A 23,876-nucleotide genomic window follows, 5' to 3' on the forward strand; every position below is an offset into this window, starting at 1 on the left:
GGATCAGCATCGCGACGGCCTACCGGTACCTGCATGAGGCGATCGACGTGATTGCTGACCAGGCACCCACGCTCGCGCAGGCCTTGGAGCGTGGCAGGGCCCAGGACTGGGCGTTCGTCGCTCTGGACGGCACGCTGATCGCGACGACGAAGGTCGCTGCCCGCGGTGCTGGGGCGGCGGACCTGTGGTGGTCGGGCAAGCATGCTCAGCACGGCGGGAATCTCCAAGTCCTGGCCGGACCGGGCGGGTATCCCGAGTGGGTCAGCCCGGTCGAGCCCGGCACCGTGAACGACATCGTCGCGGCCCGTGCTCACGCCCTGCCGTTTCTCTACCCCGCCGCAGCCGGCGGGCTGCCCACGCTGACCGACAAAGGATACGAGGGAGCCGGGATCGGCATCATCGTGCCGTTCAAAGGCGCCAACCTGAACGCGGACGCGGTCAGCCGCAACGCCACGATCAACGCGCTACGCGCACCAGCCGAGCGAGCCAACGCTCTACTCAAGGCCACCTGGCCCGCCCTGCGCCGCATCACACTGGATCCCTGGCGCATCACCGAGATCGCCGCAGCTGCACTCGTCCTGCTCCACCTTCAACGCCCCGTCAGCGAATGAGGCGAGAAAACCTCATTGCGTCAAGGCGTCGGTGAAGTGGTTCTCCGTCGATGACGGTCAACATCAAGTCGCGCATCGTCTCCCAGTGACCCCTGGCGTTTGGGAGGCCCAGCGCAGAACCGACGACCCTGTCGTAAATGGGAATCAAGTCGCCGCGCTTACGAGCCATGAGCTTGCTCGTGGTCGTCCGGCCAAGCCCGTCCCTTCCTCCACGAAGCAACCACCAGAGTTCCACGGCAGCCGAGCGTGGGCCGATCGCGGATTCGGGGACTTCCCAAAGCGGCGCCCCAAGCCGAGGCATCGCCGCAAGCAATCTGTTGATGGAATCTGCCTGGATCTCAAGGATCCGGATCGCGGCAGCACCCGGTACATCGACCGATAAACACGACACTGCGACCACGTCACCCGCGGTGAAGCTGTCAGCGTACGACGGGTCGTTCCACCGCCCACCAAGTGTCTCGAACCGAGCACCGGTGAACGCCGGCCGACCGTTCACGGTGCCGGTGTAATAGTCGCGAAGCAGCGCGGTCGCGAGCGGTGCGAGCGCGGGCTCGAAGATGGCCGGTACTCGACGAGTACCGCAGTTCGCGGTCACCATCACACGCTAGCTTTGGCCAGCAAGTTCATGCGGGTGATCTCTGGTCGCTGTTGGGGCCGTGGAGCCCGTTCGGCCCTACTGTCTGGCTCATGCCGGAACCGTCGAAGTACGAGCGACGTGCGTGGGACGCACTGAGGTTTTCTCGCCTCATTCGGCCATGGGTCGTTGAAGGTGGAGTAGGACGAGCGCGGCGGCGGCGATCTCGGTGATGCGCCAGGGGTCGAGGGTGATGCGTCGTAGGACGGGCCAGGTCGCCTTGAGCAGGGCGTTGGCCCGTTCGGCCGGTGCGCGTAGCGCGTTGATCGCCGCGTTGCGGCTGACCGCGTCCGGGTTCAGGTTGGTCCCCTTGAACGGCACGATGATGCCGATCCCGGCGCCCTCGTAGCCCTTGTCGGTCAACGTGGGCAGCCCTGCCGCGGCTGCGGGGTAGAGAAACGGCAGGACGTGAGCTCGGGCCGCGCTGATGTCGCCCGTCGTGCCGGGGTGCACGGGCGAGACCCATTCGGGATAACCGTCCGGTCCGGTCAGGACCTGCAGATTCCCGCCGTGCTGAGCGTGCTTGCCCGACCACCACAAGTCGGCGCTGTTGTGGCCGGGAGCGGCGTTCTTCGTGGTCGGGATCAGCGTGCCGTCCAGACACAGGTACGGCCACTGGTCGACCTTCGCACGGGCCAGGACGTCCGGCAGTTCTGGCGCCCGGTCCGCGATCACGTCGATCGCCTCGTGCAGGTACCGGTAGGCCGTCGCGATGCTGATCCCTGCGTCCAGGGCCAGGATCCGCAGCTTGGTCGCGTCCTTGAACCAGCGCAACACCAGCAGCGCCTGCGCCCGGGCGGTTGCGGCCCGCTGGACCGGACGGCTACCGGGCCGGCGGCGGTGGGCGGCAAGCCACCTCGTCACCATCTCCAGGGTGGTCGCGGGCACGTCGAGACTGGCACGATAGGTGATCAACGCGGGGTCCTTGCTGGTGGGGATCAGGCTGTCTTGGCGGACTTCCGATCCTTCCGGTCAGGACCCCGCGTCCTGACCTCGACACACCGCGAACCTGCAGGTCATAGCCCTGCACGCCGATCTCCGCGGTCAGCCCCTTCCTCAAAAGACGCACCATCGCGCCGAGGAACGAGGCGAGAAAACCTCACTGGGCTCATGTGTAAAACCTGCGCTTGGGTCACTCGGGCTCAAACCCCGCGGCCGCTACGCGAACGGCAATAATTGCTCGCTCGCCATGGTGAGCCCGAGTGCCCACGCATGTCCGGAAACGAATCATCGTGACGCAGCCCGGAGAGCGCTGCCGGGGCTGCACAAGGCAGGAGCATCCTCATGACGAACTCAGCAGATACCCGGATCGGCGTCGGCCTTATCGGAGCTAGTGCCGATCGGGGTTGGGGCGGAATTGCTCACGTCCCGGCGCTGCAGGCGCTCGACGCGTTCCAGATCCGCGCCGTCAGTACGACTCGTATGGAGAGCGCGAACGCGACCGCTCGTCGGCTGGGCGCCGATCTCGCCTTCGACACACATGAGGCTCTGGTCGTGCGACCGGAGGTCGACCTGGTGGTGGTCGCGGTCAAGGTGCCGGAGCACAAGCAGATTGTTTCCGACGCGCTGGCCGCGGGCAAGATGGTTTATTGCGAATGGCCGCTCGCAAGAAACCTATCGGAGGCCGAAGCGCTGGAGGGGTTTGCCCGCGAGCGGCGGCTGCGGACGATTGTCGGGTTGCAGGGCGGCCTGCACCCGCCGATCCTCTTCCTTCGCGACCTCATCGCGCAAGGCGTGATTGGCAAGCCGCTCAGCACGAGCATCCGAGCGCATTTGACCGACGACATGTGGGTCGGCCGATATGACCCGCCGGTCGAGTACATGGCTCACGCAAAGCATGGCGCCACGCTTCTGAGCATCATGCTCGGCCACGGGCTCGAACCGCTTGCGCGCGTGCTCGGCACGTTCGAGAGTCTGTCCGCCGTCGTCGCCAATCAGCGCGGTGACGGCGTCCGCCTCTCCGATGGCGCGTCGCTGCCGAAGGACGCGCCGGATGAGATCGTCGTCGCCGGCGTTCTCGAAGGCGGGATCGTCACTTCGCTGCACTACAGTGCCGGGCAGTCCGCCGGCTCGGCGATGGTATGGGAGATCCAGGGCACCGAGGGCAGTGTGCGTGTGGAGTCGGCGTCGGGCTACATCCATTTCACCGATCTCACCATCACGCTGCGCCGCGGCAGCGAGCCTGTCCAAGTGCTACAGGTCCCCTCCGCTTATGCAGCTCCCGACCTGCAACTCGACGCACCCGCAGCGGGGGTCGCCCGCCTCTACGCCCAGTTCGCCGCCGACCTCCGCGACGGAACCGCCGTTGCGCCGGATTTCGCGGTCGCACTCGATCGCCACCGGGTACTCGAGGCGATCGCACGGGCCGCTGAAACAGGTCATCGGCAGCATCTGTCCCGCCCCGACCGAATGAACTCCGATCTTTGAACCCAGGAGAGGCACTGCCGCAGGACCCGAGGAGATGGCGATCCGCGAGCTAACCCTGACTTGATCACACAGAGCTGACCCGCACCGTGTCGAAGAACTCTGCCGACCAGCGGGACCTCGCTCTCCATCCCTCTTCTTCAATGCGGCGCCGACTGCGTCGCTCGTCAGGCAGACCACCCGGCCCTGCCCGGAAATAACGAATGGCCTGAACCTACGATCCGTAGGTTCAGGCCATTCCGATGTCCTGCGACATCACAAGGTCGGGCTGACTGGATTCGAACCAGCGACCCTCTGCTCCCAAAGGTCTCCTGGAGGCCCTTCGCTCCCCCGGATCGGCGCAGTTCTGTCCATGGACGTGTGGGGGTGTGCCCAGGGCCCCGGCAAAGTCATGACTGTAGGAGTGCGTGGATGGGCCGGTCGATGTCTCTGGCGTGATGGCGCAGGGCTTGGGCNAAACAATTCGTGCGCGTCCGTGGACACGAGCCTCACGCGCTGTCGGCAACGCGACGACTGAGGCCGTCGGGCGAGTCGGCGGCAAGATCGCGCAGGTGGTCGACAACAATCCTCGGCTGCAAAGGCTTCGAGATTCCGCGGGTGACATCGCCAAGCAAGTGGGTGACGCGATGCCCGACGCCTTCGAAGGTTGGACGCGCAGCGCAGTAGACGGCACGCAGTCTTTCCTGACGCGCACTTCACGTGTCGGACTCACGCCCGAGCACATCGTCCGGAAGCACACGGCTGCCGGTCACGATGTCGGCACGCTCGGTGACGTGCGGTCGCTGGATCTTGAGCTCGTAGACAAGGTCCGCGGACGGAATCTGGATCTGGGCTACGCCGGATTCGCCTCAGCGACTGGCGCCGGAACGGCCGCTGTCCTGACCGGTGGAACAATCACGGCGAGTACCGGAGCGGCCGCCGCGCCAGGAACCCTCGCGGTCGTCGGCGCGATTGCAGCCGACGCTGCGGCAGTCCTTGTCATCACGTCGCGCGCGGTGGGGCACATCGCATTGTCTTACGGGTACGACCCTGAAGACCCTGCAGAGAAGCTGATCATCCGGGCGGTGATCAACGTCGGTGCCGCAACAACCGCCACGACACGGATCGCCGCACTCCAGGACCTGTCCAGACTGACCCAGTTGCTGTATCGGGGCGCGCCGTGGGCGAAGCTGAACGAGTCCATTATCTCTCGCGCACTCACCGAGTTTGCGAAGCAGTTCGGGAAGACGTTCACGAAAAGGACGCTCGGCAAAGCCGTGCCGTTCGTAGGCATCGGCATCAGCGCAATGATGAACTGGGCGACTGTCGAGTCGATCATCGACGACGCCAATCGGGCCTACCGTCATCGCTTCCTGACCGAGAAGTATCCACAGCTCGCAGCGGGCGAAATCCTTGTCAGTTCCGCATCCACGACCCCGGGCGGCACGGATCAGGACGGGATCGATCAGGAGATCAGCATCGTCGAAATCGTCGAGGACGTTCTTGATGATGAGGCGAGCGCACGAGTTGAGGGCACATGACCGACTGGCTCTACCCCGTCGGACGTCACTCCGTGAACTGGGGTGACATCGATCCGGACGGCAAGCCGCTCGCCCCAGTTCTGTTGCTGTCAGGTGAAGCCGCCAACATGTGGGGAACCGCCCACTACGGCCCTGTGCGCGAGTGGCGAACCAGCGTCCGGCACCCCCTCGAACTCGAAGATCTAGTCTGGGTGCGGGAGAACCAACCAACCTCCGCAGTCATCGGGGTCGGAATCGTTGTGTCCGAGCCTGAATGGCGGCAAGAACAGTACTGGTTTCAGATCGATTTCAATACTCGCGAATGCCGCGACCTCGCGGTCAATCCGCTGAGCTTGCCGCTCGAGACTCCGCTGCGGCAGATGCGGCGCACAACCGCCAAGGAGCGAGAAGCCATCCGTACCCGCGTGCCAGCTGCTCTCGCCACCGTGACGGACTTCTCCGCCGGCAAACTAAGCCGAACCCGATTGGTCATACAACGGCAAGGCCAGTCAGCCTTTCGAGACCTGCTCCTCAAGGCCTACAACGGGCGATGTGCAGTTACCGGGTCCGACGTGCCAGCCGCCCTTCAAGCGGCACACATCGAGCGCTACGACGGCGCAAGCACGAATCTCGTCACGAACGGGCTGCTCCTACGCGCTGACATCCACAATCTATTCGACCTCGGCCTGCTCTGGCTCGACAACGGGTACACGATCCATCTCGCCGCGGAGCTCGCCACAAGCCAGTACCGCAAGCTCGCCGGCAAGAAGATCCGACTTCCTGCGTCGCGGCGGGACTGGCCGGCCCAGAAGCGCCTTCAACACCACCGCGAGGCTGTTGCAGCCGGCGCGTAGGTATGTCGGTCGGCAATACGACATCCATTCGAAAGAGAATTCGGCTTCTCAGGCAGCAGCTCTCCGCCGCAAGACCCAAGGATTGAGCCCGTAGCTCCCTGCCTGCGTCATCGTTGGAATTCCGCGGTTCCTGGCTGTAGCTACGGTGCGGCCGCTGCATGCGGAGTCGTCCTGGGTAGCGGCAGCCAGGGACCTTCGTGCTGCCGCCGCCAGCGTTGCGGGTCTCGCTTCCTCGCACGAGCCCGCGCGCTCCGGCTAGCCTCCTAGCGTGGAAGCGTTTGAGCAGTTCGTCGCACTAGCGCTCGAAACGGAGGGCCTCGTTGTTTCGAGTGCGCTGAAGTTCCGTGTACCAAAGCAGACTACGAGCGGCCTGCAGACCCACGGCTACGAGGTCGACCTCGTTGGAGCCCGCGTGGACAAGCTCGTGCTCGCTAGCGTGAAGTCGTTCTTCGGATCGGTCGGTGTCAAGGCCGACCATGTCAGCGGGGTGGGCGTGAAGAAGGAGCACAACAGCAGTTACAAGCTGTTCAACGACACTGCACTTCGGGACGCGATCATTACGCAAGCGGCCGAGAGGTTCGGCTACGCGCTCGACCAAGTAGAGCTTCGTCTCTACGCAGGCAAGTTCGGCCCGGGTGACAACGAGGCACGCACCCGCGCTTGGTGCGGCTCTCAGATCGTCGGAGCGGGACCGATCAAGGTGTTTGGAGCCTCCGAGGTTGTCGAGGTGGTGCGCGAGCTGGCGAGGCCGAAGCAGTACCGCGACAGTGCAGTGCTGGCGACGATCAAGGTACTTGACGCCGCCGGAGTGCTCACGAAGTAACCCACTCGCCTGGCGGCCCGGTTCGTGATTTGAGCCCGCTCCTTGCCAGGCACTATTCGGACAATCCTCGCCAAGACCTGACGTGCCATCGCTCGATTGAACGAGTCGGTGCCCAGTGAATCCGCCCGGTCCGCGAATACGCACACGGGCTTAGGCGGAGCCTGTTCGCAACCGTCGTGGGCGCCTGGGGTGCGATCAACCCAGCCGTCTTCCCGACCTGCGCGCGCCCAATCTTCCTCCGCCTGCCGTGCCCACATCGCTCGATTGAGCCGGCCCACACCCTGCGGCTACACCCGACCGGGCTAGCAGCTCTACCCATTCGGGTGATGCCGCGGTTGAGCTCGATGAGGGATCGTCATCCTGCCGGGCGAAAGAAAGGGACCACCGCGTCCAGACGCCCATCCACCTTTACCGACAACCAGACGCAGCACTGCGACTCCTGAGGAGCATGATGTCCGAGGCACTCGAGGCTCGTTCTGGATCGGCCACGCCCACGAGCGTCTTCCCACCTCATCGGCCAGGGCTGCTCTCTGTGCCCGGTACGTCACCGGGGACCCGGGACACGGATTTCACCGGCTCCCCGCCCGCACGCGCACTGCTGCCGATTGTTCGCGTGAACGCGGGCCACGGGTCCGATGACGGGACATGCGCCCGCTTCCTGCACGCAAAGACGCACGTGAACGAGAAGATCGAACGGCCATGGAGGCGATGGGAGCGTCAGAGTGACTTCCTGATCAAAGCTGTGTTCGGTGTGTTGGACCAGATCGAGGGCAAGGGGCGTCCGTGGTCCGACGATCTGCCTGCTCTTGCGGCCCAGCACGGCACGTTCGGTCCCGCCGAGATCGCCTGGATCATCAACGCCGTCACATTGTTCCCCGATTTTGCGGCTGAAGGCCTGCGCCCCGTGTCGGGGTACTGGGTCAAGAGCGGCGCTTCTTCCTCGGACTTTCGCGAGCTGTACTCATGGGGGCGCGGCTACACGGACGACAGCGGAAGCCTGCGGGTCTTGGTCCTTCCCGTCCTGTCGACCCCGTCCGCTCGTCTGCCTGCGCCGTCGAAAGTGGCAATCGCCGCGTTCACGACGGCGTTCGGAGCCCTGTCGTCCTGGCCGTCGCCCTGGAGCGAGCGATTCCAACCGGCCGAGAACCCGGGGACATCCCCCACCGTGGTCTCGATCCGACAGGTCGGATTGCTCGACGGCTCAGTGTCCGAACTCTTCGGCGGGACGCCGGACGAGGCCAAGGATCTGTACGAAGACGTCGGGCGAGCGGTGGCGGTCCAGGCCGCTGCGGGAGGCCCTGCTTCGCCCGGACGCGACTGCGCCTCCTGCAAGTTGCTCGACAACTGCGACGGAGTACCTCGGTCGACCGGGGTACTGGGCATCTCCGCTCCCGAGGCGCCTCTTCGGAAGGTATCGGCCACCACATTGCGTTACCACGAGGCCTGTCCTCGACAGGCGCGCCTGTCGTCCATCAATCTCTCGAGCGACGCACAGGAGCCGGCAGCGATCGAGGTCGGTCGCGTGGTCGACGATGTCCTGAACCGGGCCCATAACACGAGCGCCTCCGCTGCCTGTACTACTGACCAGCTGGCGACGCTGCTCGATGCGACGCCCACGGCTCCAGCGATCGCCGACCGCGCACTCAAGCTGCTTAGCCACCACGCGGAGATCTGCGCGCGTCTCGGCACCTGCGCCATCACCGACGTCCAGGTCCAGGCCACCGTCGTCGCCTTCGACCCAGCGGCTTCGAGCGTCGTCGTCGCACGACCTGACCTGCTGTACCGAGAGGACGGCGACCTGGTCTGGCGCGAGACGACGACGAGCCTGTCCTCGCCGAGCGCCAAGAAGCACCTCTTTAACACAAGCAAGCGCCTCCAGCTCGCCCTGGCCGTGCTGCTGTGCCACGCGGGAGCGCTCGGCGAGCCCGTAGTCCGTCTCGAGGTCGAGTACCTCACCGACCGCGGTCCCGACCTGCGCCCCCTTGACGTGACCGATCCTCGGCTCGTCGCCCAGGCCCGTGCCGTCGTCGAACCTGTCGCCCAGAGCTGGCGCCAGGACGAGACGTTTGCGCCGGCCCCGGGCCCCGCCTGCGGATCCTGTGCCTACACCCGGTGGTGCCCCGACGCCGCCGCGAACGAGAGGACCGACCATGCTTGACGCGATGGAGGAGACGAGCTTCCTCGCCGGCCTCGCGGCCGCTGTGAGCACGCTGGCCCAGCGTGAGGTACCCGGAAAGGTCGCGTACGACGACGTGGTGCAGCGCGCCTACAACCACTTCGTACTGCGCACCCTGGTCGAGGACGACTTCCGGACGCCGGGGAGCGTCCCCGAGATGATCGAGATCATCGCCGACCGGCCCGTCCAGGACTGGCTTCCGGGCTCGACGTCGGAGACGGTCCTGCTGCATGGTGACACGTTCAGCCCGACCCAGGAGTGCATCGAGCTGGTCGTGGACAACAGGCGAGATCCGTTCGGTGAGAAGTACGAGAACGAGATCCTCAAGCTGGCTCTCAGTGCCTGCCAGGAGGCCGACTCCCCAGAGTCCTACGTGGCGTTCCGGCGTCTGCTGATCACCCGGCCGGCCCTAACGCAGACCGAGCTGGTGATCCAGCGTGGTGAGCTCGATCTGCTGCCTGTCGCCGACCTCCTGGACCGGTGCTATCTGCCGGTTTCGCCACGGCTGCGCCGGGAGGGGCAGTACGCCGAGTGCGCGCGGTGCCACTGTCTCCTGCGTCCCGTCGCCCGAGGCGGCTGGCAGTGCGACCTGGATCGTTGCAGGACCACGACGGTGAAGGTTCATCGATATCTCGACGCGACGCTCCCAGGCGGCATCCTCCAGCTCGGTCTGCCGTTGCGCGCCTTCGTCACCGGGCCCGGCCTGTTCGAGATCGACCTAGAGATCGAGTTGGGCAAACGGGGACTTACCGTCGAGATGTGGCCCGGGTACGACGCCTACGACCTGCTCGTGACCTTCCCCGACAAGATCCGCTGGGCCGTCGACATCAAGGACTACGCCAACCCCGGCGTCCTCGGCCGCACGTTCGTTGGCCTTCCTTCTACCCCGCCCCGCGACCGCGGTTTCCTCGTCGTTCCTGACTACCGACGCAGCGCCAACAAGCAGTACGCCGAGAGCTTCCGCTATGCCCGGCAGTCCGCAGGACGGAGCAGCGACTCGCTCTCGGTGACGTTCCAGAAGGACTTCCTTCGGGCGGTCGACCGGAAGCTCACCTCGACGACCATCTTGGAGGGTTCGAATGCGTAGCACCAGTGGCTGGAGCCGTCCGATCGTCCAGGCCCTGCACGGCTGGCCGACCAATCGACCAGACCAGCTCCGCCCCACCGAGCTGGCCGAGGTTGAGCTCGCCCTGTACCTGCTCGCCGAGGTCGACCCGGCAGCCCGGGCGATCGACCTGTGGCCCCTGCTCAGCGGCTTCCCCTACGCCCAGGCGTTCATCCCGGACCTGACCGAGGAGACCCGACGGCGCCTCGAGACGGCCCGCCACTACCTGAGTGGCCTGCGCCGCAGGTACGTGTGGACCCATCGTCTCGAGCAGTACCTGGCCGTGGACCAGCACTTCCGCGGCTATGACCTCGACAACCCGGAGGCGGTGCCCAGAGCACGGCGGCCTTCCCTGGCGCCAGACCGATTCGATGTCTACGAGCGGGCCCTCGAGAGCCTGGACCCAGCACCGGGCAAGGCCCTTCCGATCGCCGGCGCCGGGGAGCACAGGTTCAGTACAGGTCGTGACACGCATGGCGTCACGATCCCTGCCACCCTGGCCAGCCTTCCCCAGCCTGCCCGGATGCCGTTCCGGCTGGGTAAGGCCGGCAAGGGCGAGCCGATCACCGTGAGCCGGAGCGATCTGCGTGAGGCAGCACGCGCTATGGACGCCGCCGAAGCCGCCAACCCGGACGCTAAACCGCGCCACTGGCTGAAGAGCCTCGGCGAGGTCGAGATGTCCGTGGCGACTCAGGGCGGGCCGGCGACCTTCGGCGACGACGGGTTCAGCCACGCCGCCGAGTGGGAGCTGACGATCGACCGCCTGTTCCACCTGGTTGGCATGGTGGGCGCCGGCAAGAGCACGATCATGCACCTGCTGACGTACCACTGCGTCGTCGAGCTCGGTCTCAAGGTGACGATCGTGGTGGGCGACGTCGCCGAGAGCCTGAGGACGACCACGACGTTCAACAATCTGCAGCACGGCAGTCTGACGGCGGCCCCCATCGTCGGCCGCTCCACCCGGGAGCGTCACCTCCAGCGGCTCCATCGCCGCAAGCACTCCGCCGGAGCCGCCTCGATGCTTGCCCACTCCGACCCCGCCTTCAACTACCTTTCCAGCGCGTGCCCGATCGACGCACTGCGCAACTACGAGGGAGTCGAGCAGCTCCGGATCGCCGAGGCCCCCTGCGAACGGCTGCAGCCGGTGCACACCGTGTCTCACGACGACCTGCTGAATCCGGAGAGTGCGACCGACGAGCCCGAGGAACCGCGGGAGAAGGTCGTGGAGAAGAAGCCGCACGGCTGCCCACTGTGGTCCGTGTGTCCGCGTCATCGTGCGGCCCGCGAGCTGGTCGACGCTCCGGTCTGGGTCGCCACCATGCCCGGACTCCTGCACGCCCGCGTCCCTCGCCACCAGACCGACGAGAACGTGCGCTATCTCGAGGCCGCGGCTGACCGCAGCGACCTGATCATCATTGACGAGGCCGACCGGGTACAGACTCAGCTCGACACTGCGTTTGCCCCGGCCGAGACCCTCTGCGGAAATGGGGACGAGTCCTCCTGGATCGACTGGCTGCAGCGCCACACGATCAGTCAACTCACCGCGCAGGGCCGCAAGGGGCTGACCGACACGTTCGTCTCCCGCTGGACCGGCTCGCTCGACGTCGTGCACCACGCGGCCGACCGGATCTACATGATGCTGAACACCTCCGACGATCTGCGTCGTTGGGTCGGCACCAACTACTTCTCGGCCGTAACGCTGCACCAGCGTCTCTACAGCCGTTGGGCCGGTCCCGAGGAGAACCGGACCACCGATCAGGAAGCCGACGCCAAGTTCTTCGAGAGCGTGCTCGACGCCTTCCGCGACAACCCGATTCAGCCGGTGCTCGACCGATCCACCGACAAGGGAAGGCTGGTCGCCGAGCTCGTCGACCTGACCAACATGCTGCTCACGTCCGGCGAGGATGTGGCTCGGCTCGACGCCTGCCTCACCGAGCTCACCCGGGGGGCGTTCCGCCAGTCGTCGGACCCGGAGCGTGACCGGAAGCGGTTCGCCCTGGCGATGCTCCTGGCCGCCCTCTCCGACCAGCTCACCGTCTTGACGAACATGTGGCCCAGCGTCGAGGCCGAGCTCAGCCTCGAGTCCGCCGCCAATACACTGACCCGCCGCCCACCCAAGGATTTCGAGGCCGTGATGGCTGAGTCCCCGATGGGAAACATCCTGGGTTTCCAGCTCACCGAGGAGCGGCCCGGCCCGCCCGCCCACAGCGGGTCGCTGCGGTTCTTCCACTGCAACGGCGTCGGCCGCGACCTGCTGCACCGTCTTCCGGAATTGGGCCTGTCCGAGGACGTCCCTGGTCCGCACGTCCTGCTCATGTCAGGGACCAGCTGGGCCGGCACCTCTACCCGCTACCACCTGGGCCTCCCGGTGAACGCGATCCTTCGGCCGCCGCAGAAGAATGTCGACGCGGTGCGCAGGACGTCGTTCTCGCTGAACCTTCAGTACGACCAGAACGGCGACGCGATCTGGATCTCCGGGACCCGCCAGCAGGACCGGCCCGCCGCGATGAGGGCCCTCCTCACCGGGCTCGCGGTCCCCGACCCCACCTTGGCCGGGTCTCTGAGCCCGCTGGAGATCGAGCTTGGGGACCTGCCGACCGACCGCCGTCGGCTCCTCCTGCTGACCGGCTCCTACGACGAGGCTCGGACCGTGGCCCAGTTCCTTCACGACCAGAAGCGTTGGAAGGACAAGGTCACGCTCCTCATCGCCGACGACGCCGACCAGGACGACGTCTGGTACTCCTTGCGCCGCGGCGACGTCGCGAACTACGCGGCCCTGGACAGTGAGATCCTCGTCGCCCCGCTGCTCGCCGTGGAACGCGGGCACAACATCGTCCTCGACGACGGAACCGCCGCGATCGGCGCCGTGTACTTCCTCGTACGCCCGCACGACAAACCCGACGACATCAACCTCGCCATCCACGCCATCAACGACTGGGCAATGCGCTACACCCGGCCCTACAGCGGCGAGTTCTTCTGGCTCCCCGGAAAGTTCCCGACCATCGATGCCGCCGCCGGCGAGTTCCGTCAGGAGGCACGCCGCAAGTGGTACCGGTACCTAACTCGCAAGGTTGCCTGGAGCGGACTCGGCGATTCCGAGAAGGACTCCTTCGCCTGGGACCAGCTCGTTGTGATGTGGCAGGTCATCGGGCGACTCGTCCGCGGCGGTGTCGAGGCCCGCGTGCGGTTCTGCGACGCGGCGTTCGTCCCCGTCGGCGCCCGGCCGGATCAGCTGCAGGACACCCCGAGGACCTCGCTCCTGGTCCGCTTCCGGCAGATCCTCGCCCCGTACTTCGACCCCCAGGACACCACGACTACCCCGGCGGACAAGACGGTCGCCGCTGCCCTGCTCCAGCCCTTCTGGGACGCCCTGACTGAGATCAACGAAAGGGACTGAGATGACCCACGACGTCGAGACCGCCGCCTACCGGCTGCGGCAGACGGCCGACCTGCCGGACCTGCTCGGTAGCTTCTACTCGTTCGCCATGCCCGAGCACTGGCCGGACGTCATCCGTCAGGTCTGGGACCACGGCGGCAAGCCTCATGACCCGAGCTGGAGCCTGCCGATCGCGAAGCGTCTGAACCACGCCCTCCGCGCACTCGTGCCCGACGTCCTGTACACGGGAAAGTTGGGGCTGGCTTCGGCGGACACTTGGCTCTACGCCCGGGAGCCCATCGACACGGGTCTACTGAAGCGGACGATGCAGACCTACCTGCAGGGCTGGCTCGACACGAAGAGCGACTACCCGAAGCTGCGGGAGGCGGTCGTGGCTCTCGACGTCGCCTCGCACGCCGGTGACTGGCGGCCCGCCAATGTCGACCCGGCCTGGGTCGGGGTGAACGCGGCCGGGACAGCCTCCGTCGACCCGGTGCTATACCGGCTGATCCCAGAGGCCATCGCGGCCCGCATCCTGGCCCAGGGGAAGTACGACGGCGAGCTGTCGTTCGTCCAGGTCGCCACCAAAGAGGGGGCTGAACTCATGTCGTGGCCGCCGCTGGAGCACGTCGAGAAGGGCAAGGGTCGCGAAACCAAGGTCAGCCGCTACTCGGCCGTCATCACGATCGCTCTGATGATCACACCGTTCGACCCTGCGCCCCGCCTGCACCTGGGAGTCAAGATCCGCCGCTGGGTCTCCTCTGGAAAGCTCTTCATCCCTGCCGGGTCCTCCGCCTCGGTCTACCTCCGCCCGCCCACCGACCCCGCCGCGGGACCCGGCCAGACGCGGTTCGCGGTCCCCTACCTGCAGTACGACAAAGCGACCCGGGCCAACGCCTGGACAAGCAACGGCCCAGCAGGGGTGCTGGCCGGCCTCACGGTCACCGGCCGATTCCCGGACGCGGCTCGGATCTCGACCGACCCCGGTGCCTACCTCCCGCCCACTATGGGCCTCGAGGCCGCCGTGACCCACCACACCCGCATGACACCGCACCCAGTCCAGACCGGGATCATGCCCGACGAGCGCCGCCGGATCCTCAGCTGGGCCGCTGCTGCGCTCCCAGAGGAGGCCTTCGAACCTGCTCTCAACCTGGAGGCCGTCGTCGGGCGGCCGAAGATCGAGCGCCAGTACATCAAGCGCACCTCGATACCCGACGAGCCCAGGCCCCCGAAGAAGAAGCCCGACCCGGACGACGCCACGGCCGTGGCGCAGTACGCGGCCGACTATGCGGAGTTCGAGCAGAAGTACGCCGTCTGGACGGTAGAGCACCCCCTGGCCGTCGCGCGGCGGTCCGAGGACGACGCTGAGAACGCCCGGCGCCACCGGGAGCTCCTCGCGCGAGGGATGCAGGGCCGCGAGCTGCGAATCGACGTTATCACCGACACCGACGCCGTCCGCGCCGCCCTTCTCGCCGCGGCACGGAACTGGCTCGGGCTCGAGCCCACCGAGACCGACGCGCCGCCGCACCACGTCGTCTTCCGCGAGGGCGACCTCGCCGTGCGCCTCGTCTGCCACACCGCGGGCCGACTGACCGGACCGCTCGGCGACGGGATCCACCCCGCTCGGGGAGACGCCCACGAGCGGGCGATCCGCGACCGTGCTGCCGTCGTCCAGGAGTACCTGAACGAGCAGGAATTCACGAGCGAACTTGTCCTAGCCGAGATCCTTCCGCCCAAGGAGTTCACCAAGAACAGGATCCCCCGCAGCGACCCCTACGACGCCGTCCGGCAGGGCGCAGCCCGGGCCGGACGGGTCACACAGTTCATCACCACCAGCGGCGAGGGCGACCTGGACTTCAGGGCGGAGGCCGCCTGGGCCGACGGCCTCCGATCCCTCGGTATCAGCCTCGTCCCGCCGCACTCCAAGAACCCCAGCCTGCCCGAGTCGATCGACCAGGTGGCATTCTGGCAGGTACGACGCAACGTGACGGGAAACGTGCCGAAGGCGGTCTGGATGCCGATCGCCGTCCTGGTGAAGCCCGACCAAGCCCGGGTCTTGGCCCGCACCCCCGAGAGCCAGGGCTGGATCCCCTACAACCAACTCCTCTGCGAACTGGCCACCGCCGAGCCTCGCCCCAAGGAGCTGTCCAACGCCCAGCGGCAGACCGAGGAGATGGCCCGCTTCCTCCGGGTGACGCTCCCCGCGCTCAAGGGTCGCCCGCTCCTGCTCCTGGCTGAGGCCGCGAACCTCCGGACCCGGTGGACCTGGCTGACCGACTCCGGCCTGGAGGCAGACCGCATCTCCCTCGGCGAGCCCGACACAATGCGCCTGGCGACGCACAACAAGCAGCTCCGCGTCGTCCGGGTCCGGACGGACGCGGGCCGGCTGGAGACCCCGATGTGGTGGGCGACGCCCCGCGGGGACAAGCCGGCCGGCTTTACGAAGACAGTCCTCCAGGCGGAGGACGCGGGCGAGGCGAACCGTGTCTTCTACAGCCTGGCAGAGAAGAACAGCAAGCTGAACACTCACAACAAGGCGCTGCGAAAGCTCACCGGAGACGGCGCCAAGGCCCCGTCTCCGGACAAGGCAGCTCCGGTCCCGCGGATGATCGAGCTCACCGTCGCCGGCCTTGCCCCGTCCGACGACGACGTCGCAGCCGCTGCCTGGGCGACCTTCGTCCACCAGCAGCGGTTCACGGCCGATTACCCAGAGGGCCGGGCGCTTCCCTACGCGCTCGACCTCTGCAAGCGGGCGGGGGACTACGCGTTCCCCGAGAGTGCCCGGGAGGAGGAAGAGGACTTCCCGGCGCCGGAGGGTCCCGAGCTCGACCAGGGCGTCCTCGAACTGTGAACGGTGGCGGCCAGACCGGGCAGATCAGCCGGTCTGGCCACCACCCGGGAGTATGGGCTCAGCCCGCGACTCCCTCTGGCCGTTCCCACGGGATCCTGGCATCGACGACGAACCGGCCGCCGGCCGCCCCCGCGGAGAAGGTGCCGCCTAGGCTCTCCGCCCGGTTCCTCATCCCGGCGATGCCTGAGTGTGCGCGCTCCTCAATCTGTGGAGACGAGCCGCTGCTGGGCAACGGGTTGTTCACGACGATCGTGACGCCCGTGCTGGGGGCACCGCGTAGCACGATGTCGATCGGCTGGCTCTCGGCGTGCGCCAGTGCGTTGGAGACCGACTCCTGCACGATGCGGTAGCAGGTCCGAGTCAGAATCCGGCTCGCGGTCTCACCCTCCGTGACCTCGAAGCTGCTCGTGATCCGGAAACCTTGGTTCCGCAACCGGTCAAGCAGCCCACCTAGATCGTCGAACGAGACGTCGGCCAGTCCTTCTGCCCCGGTGCGCAAGGCGTCCAGCACCGTCCGGAGCTCAGCATGGCCTCTACGAACGACTGTCCGGAGCCGGGCGAGCTTCTCCCGGACTGCTGGGTTGTCCTGGACCTCGCGCTCGAGCTGGGTGATCACCGTGGCAATCTCGGTGAAGGCGTAGCCGACGCCGTCATGCATCTCCCGCGCCAGATCATCGTGCAGGTCGTTGCCCTGGCCTGAGACCTGATCAGCGACGAGCGCCCTCGCCGGCCGCACCTCTGGCAAGAGCTCGGTCGGGGTGCCGTGCCACACCACCACGACACGCTCGCGCGCCCGAGTAGTCGCCACGTACAGCAGCGACCGCTCACGCTGCAAGGCTTCTGCCGGGTCACCCACGACGACTCGGCTGGCCATCCTGGTGGACTCCGCGGTCGCGCCAAAGACGACGACGTGCCGGAACTCCATGCCCTTGGCCCGGTGCCTCGTCATGACGACGACGCGGTCCGTTCCTGGCGTGTCGTGGTTGCGGACGTGCTGGGCGGGGATGCCGCGTGCTGCCAGCTGCCTGGTGAGCGCTACTGCCTCGTCACCGGACCAGACGAGCACTGCGATCGTCTCGAGGGCGACCCCGGCGGACAGCCAGTCGTCGATCTCGCGAGCGGCGGCGCCATAAGCCGCCTCCAGCGTCTCGCAGCCAAGAACCATCGGCGGAGGCCCGGAACGCGCCGACCGGAGGCCGGAGTCATCGACGACGCTGTCCTCCAGGTCCACCGTCGGATGACCCGCGAGAACCGCCGTGGCATAGCCGAGATTCTGCGACGTAGTCCGGTAATTGAGTTGGAGGCGTCGGGACCGGCCAGTGACGAAGATGCCGTACCGAGACAGCACCGTCCGGGGAGCGTAGATCCGCTGCTGAGAGTCCTCGGCGAGCAGCAAGTCGTTGGCATCGCGAGCCACCAGGGCCCGGAGCAGATGCAAGTGAGCCGGCCCGAGATCCTGCGCCTCGTCGACGAGGACGTGGTCCGCCACACGGGACCCGCCGTTCTCCGCGGCGGTGTCGAGGGCTGTGGCGACGATCATGGCCTTCTCGTCGAAGTTCGTGGTCCCGACACCCGCAGTCATCTCCCGGTACGCCTCGATCACCTCCCAGACGGCGTTCCGCTGTGCCCGCCCGAGCGCGATACCGCGGCCGGGACGCCGCACATGCAGGTACTCCTCGCGCGTCGTGATCCGCTGCGGGACGACGACGGCCGAATACTCCGCGTCGAGGAAGGCCGCAGTCCGAAGCTGCGCAGGCAAGTCCTGCCCGCGTCCGCGCAGCACCGCGTCCCACACCCCAGGGTCCGTGGACGGCACGAGCTCCCCGCGCACCCGGCCGAGAAGACGGGTCGCCGCGCGCCGGGCATCGAGCCCGTACTCGTGCGCGCGGACGAGGAGACGACGCGCAGCGGCATCGAGCGTGCCGACGTAGACCCCCCGACCCCCCGGCTCCTTCGCAAAGACGATGCTCGGATCCAGCAGTTGGAGCTGGGACCTGAGAGCAGCGGCGAGAGTTGTGGTAAAGGTCGTCAGGACAATCCGTGCAGCGGGATTCGCCCGATGCAGGTACCGCGCCCGGTGCACCAGCACGACGGTCTTGCCCGTCCCTGCCCCGCCAGAGAGCCGGACGGGACCCGTTGTGGACGCCTCAACATACGCGCGCTGCTCTGGGTGGAGGAAGACTCGCCAGCTGGCAAAGTCCTCCTGCTCGATCGCCTCCCGCAGCGCGACGTCGTCCGTGAGGTAGGCGAACTGCATGCGCGCGACGGGGTGGTCGAGCGCCGCGATGAGGTCGTCGTCGGTGTCTTCGCCGGCGCGGCCCTCGGGTGGCTTCACGCCGTAGGTCTCCCGGACCTTGTCCACGGTCGCCCCGCCAGCAAGGAGGACGATTGCGTCCCCTTCGTACGGCGACGACGCGGCATAGACGACGGTCAACAGGCTCTCCTCGTCGGCCGCGTTGATCGCGTCATAAGCGGTCCTGGCGTCGATACCCAGGTCTATGAGCTGGTCGAACGTCACGCCGACGGCCTGCAGCAGGGGCAGGGGTACCGCGCCGGTGCCAGTAGCCTGAGGCTCCCCCACAGGCTCATCCTCGATCGCTTCCTCCGCACCGCCGAGCGGTACTGCCTGGCCCAGGTCGACCCGGACCACCTCGGCGGCGCTGGTCTGCGGGTTCCGTCGGAACACCAGGTTCGCGGCGTGCTCGTTCGCGACGTCGTGCTTGAAGATGCCGAGGAAGATGTAGCGCGGCTCCTCGTCGGACCCTGTGAGCTTGACCAGGACCGCGCGGTAGTTGTCGTTGACCCGGCCTGTCCGGATACGGCGATCAGCGGCGCCCTTGAGGGCCTTTATCCTCAGGCCCGGGGCCGTGTCGTCCTGGCGGAGCTTCTCGATAAACTTCCATGCCTTGCCAGCGACATCTCCGTCGAGCGTCGGGACGTCGGACGGGATGATGACGTAAGGCATCCACCCAGGTTATCTGGCAGGTCACGGCTGTGGTGGGACGCTGATCCCGGCCAGTTCCGCGAGCGCCGCGAGCTCCGTGCGGCGCCGGAGCCCGAGCTTGGTCAGGGCCTGGCTCACATGGGTCTTGACCGTGTGCTCCGAAATGTACAAGTCCGTCCCGATCTCGGGATTCGTTCGACCCGCGATGCGCGCGACGACCTCGCGTTCCGCGGCGGTGAGCGCCTCAAGGGTCGCGCGAGCCTCGGCGGCCTTGTCCGTCGTGATGCTGTCGGACGACGAGTACTCGTCGATGAGGCGCTTCGCCGCAGTCTTGCTGAAGGCGCCGCCGCCGTCGAGAACGTCGCTGAGGAGGTTCACCCAGGCCTCAGGGGCGTCGTGCTTGATGAGGTACCCGACGGCCCCGGCCGCAAGCGCCCGCTTGATCATGACCGTGTCCTCGAACGTCGTCAGGGCGACGCAGGGCGGGGCTCCCGGCAGAGCCCGAACCCGGCGGATCGCCTCGATGCCATCCACCCGCTGCATCCCGAGGTCCATCAGGACTATGTCAGGGCGGTGCTCGACCACTGCGGGCAGGACCTGGTCGCCGTCCTCGACCTCGCTGGCGACCTCGAGGCCGTGGTCGGTCAGGATGCCCCGGATGTACTGCCGGACCAGGGCGTCGTCGTCCACGATGAGCACTCTCGTCACGGAACACAGCGTAGGCCGACGGAGGCTGCTTCTGCCGTTGGCTCACCCGATCGAGCGATCTTTCCGTTGAGGACGTACCCGGTCAGGCGATGTGTCGCGGGCGCCTACCGGGCGAGAGTTGAACCACCGGCACGGTCCAGGCCCACCGGGGCCAAGGTGCCCAGACACCGCGGGCCGCGCCGGGCCACAATCAACGCGACGCCGCACCATTCCCAAGAGCTACTCGGAGCGCCACCATGTCCCAGCACCTCTCCCAGCCACGGCCGGGCCGAGATTTGTGGTCGTCGACATCACTCGGACCGTCAGGTAGCTCTAGGACGGGGCGCGTTGTCTGCGGTCTCACAGGCAACCTTCCTCCCACCCGAGACCTGCGCGATCACATCCTCCCAGGGCAGGGACACCAGCACTTCGTGGAGACGTTGCTCGGACGTCCCACCCGATGTACGGCCGTACTTGTCCGCCGTGTACTGGTGCCAGCGGGACGGATGTCGTTGGTCCGGACCGACGCTCCAGGCCTCGTCGAATCCTGCAGCCTTCGCGGCCAAAGCGAGCCAGCTGATCTGGGCCTGGGCGTGCACGCGCGCCGGGCCCAGATCGTAGAGACGTCCCCAGGCTACGAGCAACTCATCGGCGGCGGCGATCGTCGTTGCCAACGACTCCCTGGAGGCGAGCCAGGTCTTGGGCTCGCTACCAATGTTCCGGACGTCGCGAGAGGACGCCGTCGGAAGAGAGAGGAGGTTTCCGACAGTGACCGTGTCGAAGCCCAGCACTGAGGCTGCCCGGCCCACGGCAGCGCGCGTCCGGTTCCCCGACGTCGTGGGCGGCGAGAGCAGTACGGCGGTCAGTGTTCGCCCCGAGGCCGAACTCGTTAGACCAGACGGAGAGACGGGCACAGCCTCCAACCCTGCCTTGTCGGGCGCTCCGCTGCAAGATTCCCCTGGCAGGGACGGAGTTCGTCAGGTTTCACCTCGCACGTCACCCGGCGGCGAACGGCCTGCCGGTAGCCCCAGTCATATATTGGGGCAGGTGACGTCACTCCCACCCCGCCGCAAGCTGATCGAAGTCTCACTTCCGCTGGAGGAGATCAACGCCGAATCGGCAAGGGAGAAGTCGATCCGACACGGGCACCCGTCGACGCTGCACCTGTGGTGGGCGCGTCGCCCGCTCGCGGCCGCGCGGGCAGTGCTGTTCGCCCAGCTCGTGGACGACCCGTCGTCGGACGAATCGCTGTCGCCCGAGGAGCAGAAGGCCGAGCGCGAGCGGCTGCACGGGATCATCCGGCGGCTGGTCAAGTGGGAGAGCATCAACGACGAGCGCCTCTACGCCGAGGCACGTGCGGAGATCCTCAAGTCCACCGGCGGCAACCCGCCGGCGATCCTGGACCCGTTCGCCGGAGGCGGCACGATTCCGCTGGAAGCCCAGCGTCTGGGCCTGGAGGCGCACGCCTCGGACCTCAACCCAGTCGCGGTGCTCATCAACAAGGCACTGATTGAGATCCCGCCGAAGTTCGCCGGCCGCCCGCCGGTGTTCCCGGGAGCTGCGGAGTCTCGACTCGGGGACTGGCCCCGTGCCACCGGCCTGGCCGAAGACGTGCGCCGCTACGGCGCCTGGCTGCAAGACCGCGCCGAAGAGCGAATCGGCCACCTGTATCCGAAGGCGCTGCTGCCGTCCGGGCAGAAGGCCACCGTCATCGCGTGGATCTGGGCACGCACAGTCACCTGTCCGAACCCGGCGTGTGGCATCCAGATGCCGCTTGTCCGCTCATGGTGGCTCGGCAAGAAGAAGGGCAAGGAGGCCTACATCGTCCCCGAGGTGGTCCACGACGACACCGTTCCGGCGGGCAAGCGGGTCGCCTTCCGCATTAGGCACGACAGCGTTCAGGCGCCGACAGCGGTGAACGACGGAACGGTGGACAGGAAGGGCGCGACCTGCGTCTCCTGCAGTACGGCAATCGAGCTCAAGGCAATCCGAGCCGAGGGCAAAGCAGGCCGGATCGGCGCTCAGCTCATGGCCGTTGCCGCAGAGGGAAAGCGGCAGCGCATTTATCTCGAGCCAACCGAAGAGGACACAAAGGTCGCAAATTCGGCCTCTCCGACGTCCACGCCTTCGGGTTCGCTACCAGACGCGGCGCTCGGATTTCGAGTTCAGGGGTACGGGATTACTGCATGGTCGGACCTGTTCACCAACCGGCAACTCGTCGCGTTGACCGCTTTCAGCGATCTCGTAACCGAGGCGCGGGATAAGGTCCTCGAGGATGCCGAAGTCAAAGCAAGATCGGGCAGGATCGATTCTCCTGAGGGGAATCTAGATGTCAAAGACTACGCCGACGCCGTTGCGTCGTACCTTGGGCTCGGCGTGAGTAGATACACAAACTTCATGAATTCACTTTGCCAATGGCGCCCAGATGCAGGAAAGGAACAAGTCGGTCACCTGTTCACCCGTCAGGCAATTCCCATGATCTGGGACTTTGCGGAGTCCAACCCTGGCAGCAATAGCGCAGGCGGTTGGACTCCCGCATTTCAATTCATACCGAAGGCGATTGAATTGCTCCCAGCGGTTACCTCAGGTCAAGTACAGCAGGCCGACGCGGCGACACGCCGATACGAGCAGACACTCGTCGCCACCGACCCGCCCTACTACGACAACATCGGTTACTCCGACCTCAGCGACTTTTTCTACGTCTGGCTACGCCGCTCGCTCCGCCAGATTCACCCGAGCCTGTTCAGCACGATGCTCGTCCCTAAAACGGAGGAGCTTGTCGCCAACCCCTTCCGCCACGGCGGGAAGGACCAGGCTGAGAAGTTTTTCGAGACCGGCTTCGAGCACGTATTCGGCCGCGCCCGCCAGTCCGCCACGCCCGACTACCCGATCACCATCTTCTACGCCTTCAAGCAGAAGGAGCTCGAGTCCGAGGGCGTCGCGAGCACCGGCTGGTCCACCTTCCTCGACGGCATGATCCGTGAAGGCTGGACCATCACCGCTACGTGGCCCGTGCGCTCCGAACTCGGCAATCGAATGCGTGCCGTTGGATCGAACGCCCTCGCCTCAAGCATTGTCCTCGCACTCCGCCCCCGCCCCGAGACCGCGGCCGCCACCGACCGCACCGGCTTCCTCGCCGTCCTTCGCGAAGCGCTGGAAGAAGCCCTCCCCCGAATCCGCGAGGGCGCCATCGCCCCCGCGGACCTCCGCCAGACCATCCTTGGCCCCGGCATGGCCGTCTACTCCCGCTACTCCCGCGTCTTGGAGTCCGACGGCGCCCGTATGCCCGTCAAGACCGCCCTGGCCCTCATCAATGCCACCTTCGACGCGATCGAGACCGAGCAGGACGCCGATGTCGACCCCGACACCCGCTTCTGCCTCGACTGGTACAAGTCTTACGGCTGGACCACGCGCCCCTACGGGGACGCCGAGTCTCTCGCTGTCCCCCTCGGCCTGAGCGTCGATGGCATCGCACGCGGCGGCATCCTGACCTCCGGCGGCGGCAAGGTGGCCCTCATCAAGCCCCTGGACCTCGACCCGTCCTGGGACCCGACCCGCGACGACCGCGCCTCCGTCTGGGAGGTCACCTGCCACCTCGCCCGCGCCTACGCCACCGAGGGTCGGGAGGCCGCCGCCCGCCTCATGGCGGGCCTCACGGGTGAGGCGACCGGCACACCGTCGTCAGGCACGGGCAAGCTCTCTCTCGACGACGTCCAGCGCCTCGCCCTGCGCCTCTACGAGCTTATGGAGACCAAGGACGCCACCACCGCTGGCCTGTTCAACGGCCTGGGCGGCGCCTGGGCCGAGGTCGCCGCTACCGCCCAGAGCCTCCCGAAGCCCGCCGTCCAGGACGGCTTCGACTTCGACACCGTCACCGAGGAGACCAACTGAC

General features: G+C 66.9%; 15 protein-coding genes. 10 read left to right on the plus strand and 5 right to left on the minus strand.

Annotation, left to right across the window (positions count from 1 at the left end; all coding sequences use genetic code 11):
• Positions 1-611 (plus strand): transposase family protein (locus ACYVK7_RS12035; RefSeq protein ID WP_460887949.1); only part of this gene is annotated, 611 nt, incomplete at its 5' end.
• Here the strand turns inward: ACYVK7_RS12035 and ACYVK7_RS12040 are convergent.
• Positions 601-1,206, minus strand: coding sequence for a DUF6308 family protein (locus tag ACYVK7_RS12040; protein ID WP_460887950.1), 606 nt, complete (start codon positions 1,204-1,206; stop codon positions 601-603). The two genes, ACYVK7_RS12035 and ACYVK7_RS12040, sit on opposite strands and share 11 nt — an antisense overlap.
• Positions 1,207-1,356: 150 nt before the next feature.
• Entirely contained in the window at positions 1,357-2,160 is an 804-nt protein-coding gene (locus ACYVK7_RS12045) for a transposase family protein (protein ID WP_460887951.1), read from the minus strand.
• 369 nt (positions 2,161-2,529) lie between these two features.
• Between ACYVK7_RS12045 and ACYVK7_RS12050 the strand changes: the two genes are divergently transcribed.
• The 8 genes from ACYVK7_RS12050 (at position 2,530) to ACYVK7_RS12085 (ending at position 16,353) form a co-directional block, all read left to right on the plus strand.
• A complete protein-coding gene (locus tag ACYVK7_RS12050; RefSeq protein WP_460887952.1) occupies positions 2,530-3,672 on the plus strand; it encodes a Gfo/Idh/MocA family protein in 1,143 nt (380 codons plus the stop codon).
• A 548-nt stretch (positions 3,673-4,220) separates the two neighbouring features.
• Positions 4,221-5,189, plus strand: coding sequence for an EcsC family protein (locus ACYVK7_RS12055; RefSeq protein WP_460887953.1), 969 nt, complete (start codon positions 4,221-4,223; stop codon positions 5,187-5,189).
• On the plus strand, positions 5,186-6,022 hold the full coding sequence (locus ACYVK7_RS12060; protein WP_460887954.1) for an HNH endonuclease: 837 nt from the start codon (positions 5,186-5,188) through the stop codon (positions 6,020-6,022). Before ACYVK7_RS12055 ends, ACYVK7_RS12060 begins: the two co-directional genes overlap by 4 nt.
• A 268-nt stretch (positions 6,023-6,290) precedes the next feature.
• A complete protein-coding gene (locus ACYVK7_RS12065; RefSeq protein ID WP_460887955.1) occupies positions 6,291-6,845 on the plus strand; it encodes a hypothetical protein in 555 nt (184 codons plus the stop codon).
• A 676-nt stretch (positions 6,846-7,521) separates the two neighbouring features.
• Complete coding sequence (locus ACYVK7_RS12070) at positions 7,522-9,003, plus strand: PD-(D/E)XK nuclease family protein (protein WP_460887956.1); 1,482 nt, start codon at positions 7,522-7,524, stop codon at positions 9,001-9,003.
• Entirely contained in the window at positions 8,996-10,108 is a 1,113-nt protein-coding gene (locus ACYVK7_RS12075) for a restriction endonuclease-related protein (RefSeq protein WP_460887957.1), read from the plus strand. Before ACYVK7_RS12070 ends, ACYVK7_RS12075 begins: the two co-directional genes overlap by 8 nt.
• The gene (locus ACYVK7_RS12080; RefSeq protein ID WP_460887958.1) at positions 10,101-13,523 is read left to right on the plus strand and encodes a pPIWI_RE_Z domain-containing protein; all 3,423 of its coding nucleotides are present in this window, start codon (positions 10,101-10,103) and stop codon (positions 13,521-13,523) included. Before ACYVK7_RS12075 ends, ACYVK7_RS12080 begins: the two co-directional genes overlap by 8 nt.
• A 1-nt stretch (position 13,524) precedes the next feature.
• The gene (locus ACYVK7_RS12085) at positions 13,525-16,353 is read left to right on the plus strand and encodes a pPIWI_RE module domain-containing protein (RefSeq protein ID WP_460887959.1); all 2,829 of its coding nucleotides are present in this window, start codon (positions 13,525-13,527) and stop codon (positions 16,351-16,353) included.
• A 58-nt stretch (positions 16,354-16,411) separates the two neighbouring features.
• Here ACYVK7_RS12085 and ACYVK7_RS12090 read toward each other — a convergent pair whose 3' ends face one another.
• The 3 genes from ACYVK7_RS12090 to ACYVK7_RS12100 form a co-directional block, all read right to left on the minus strand.
• Positions 16,412-19,318: a UvrD-helicase domain-containing protein gene (locus ACYVK7_RS12090; RefSeq protein WP_460887960.1), complete on the minus strand. Its 2,907-nt coding sequence runs from the start codon at positions 19,316-19,318 to the stop codon at positions 16,412-16,414.
• Positions 19,319-19,339: 21 nt separating this feature from the next.
• On the minus strand, positions 19,340-20,005 hold the full coding sequence (locus ACYVK7_RS12095) for a response regulator (protein WP_460887961.1): 666 nt from the start codon (positions 20,003-20,005) through the stop codon (positions 19,340-19,342).
• 302 nt (positions 20,006-20,307) lie between these two features.
• Positions 20,308-20,775, minus strand: coding sequence for a hypothetical protein (locus ACYVK7_RS12100; protein WP_460887962.1), 468 nt, complete (start codon positions 20,773-20,775; stop codon positions 20,308-20,310).
• A gap of 256 nt (positions 20,776-21,031) precedes the next feature.
• Between ACYVK7_RS12100 and ACYVK7_RS12105 the strand changes: the two genes are divergently transcribed.
• A complete protein-coding gene (locus tag ACYVK7_RS12105; protein WP_460887963.1) occupies positions 21,032-23,875 on the plus strand; it encodes a DUF1156 domain-containing protein in 2,844 nt (947 codons plus the stop codon).
• Position 23,876 lies beyond the last annotated feature (1 nt).

The sequence above is a fragment of the Promicromonospora xylanilytica genome, from assembly GCF_054782895.1.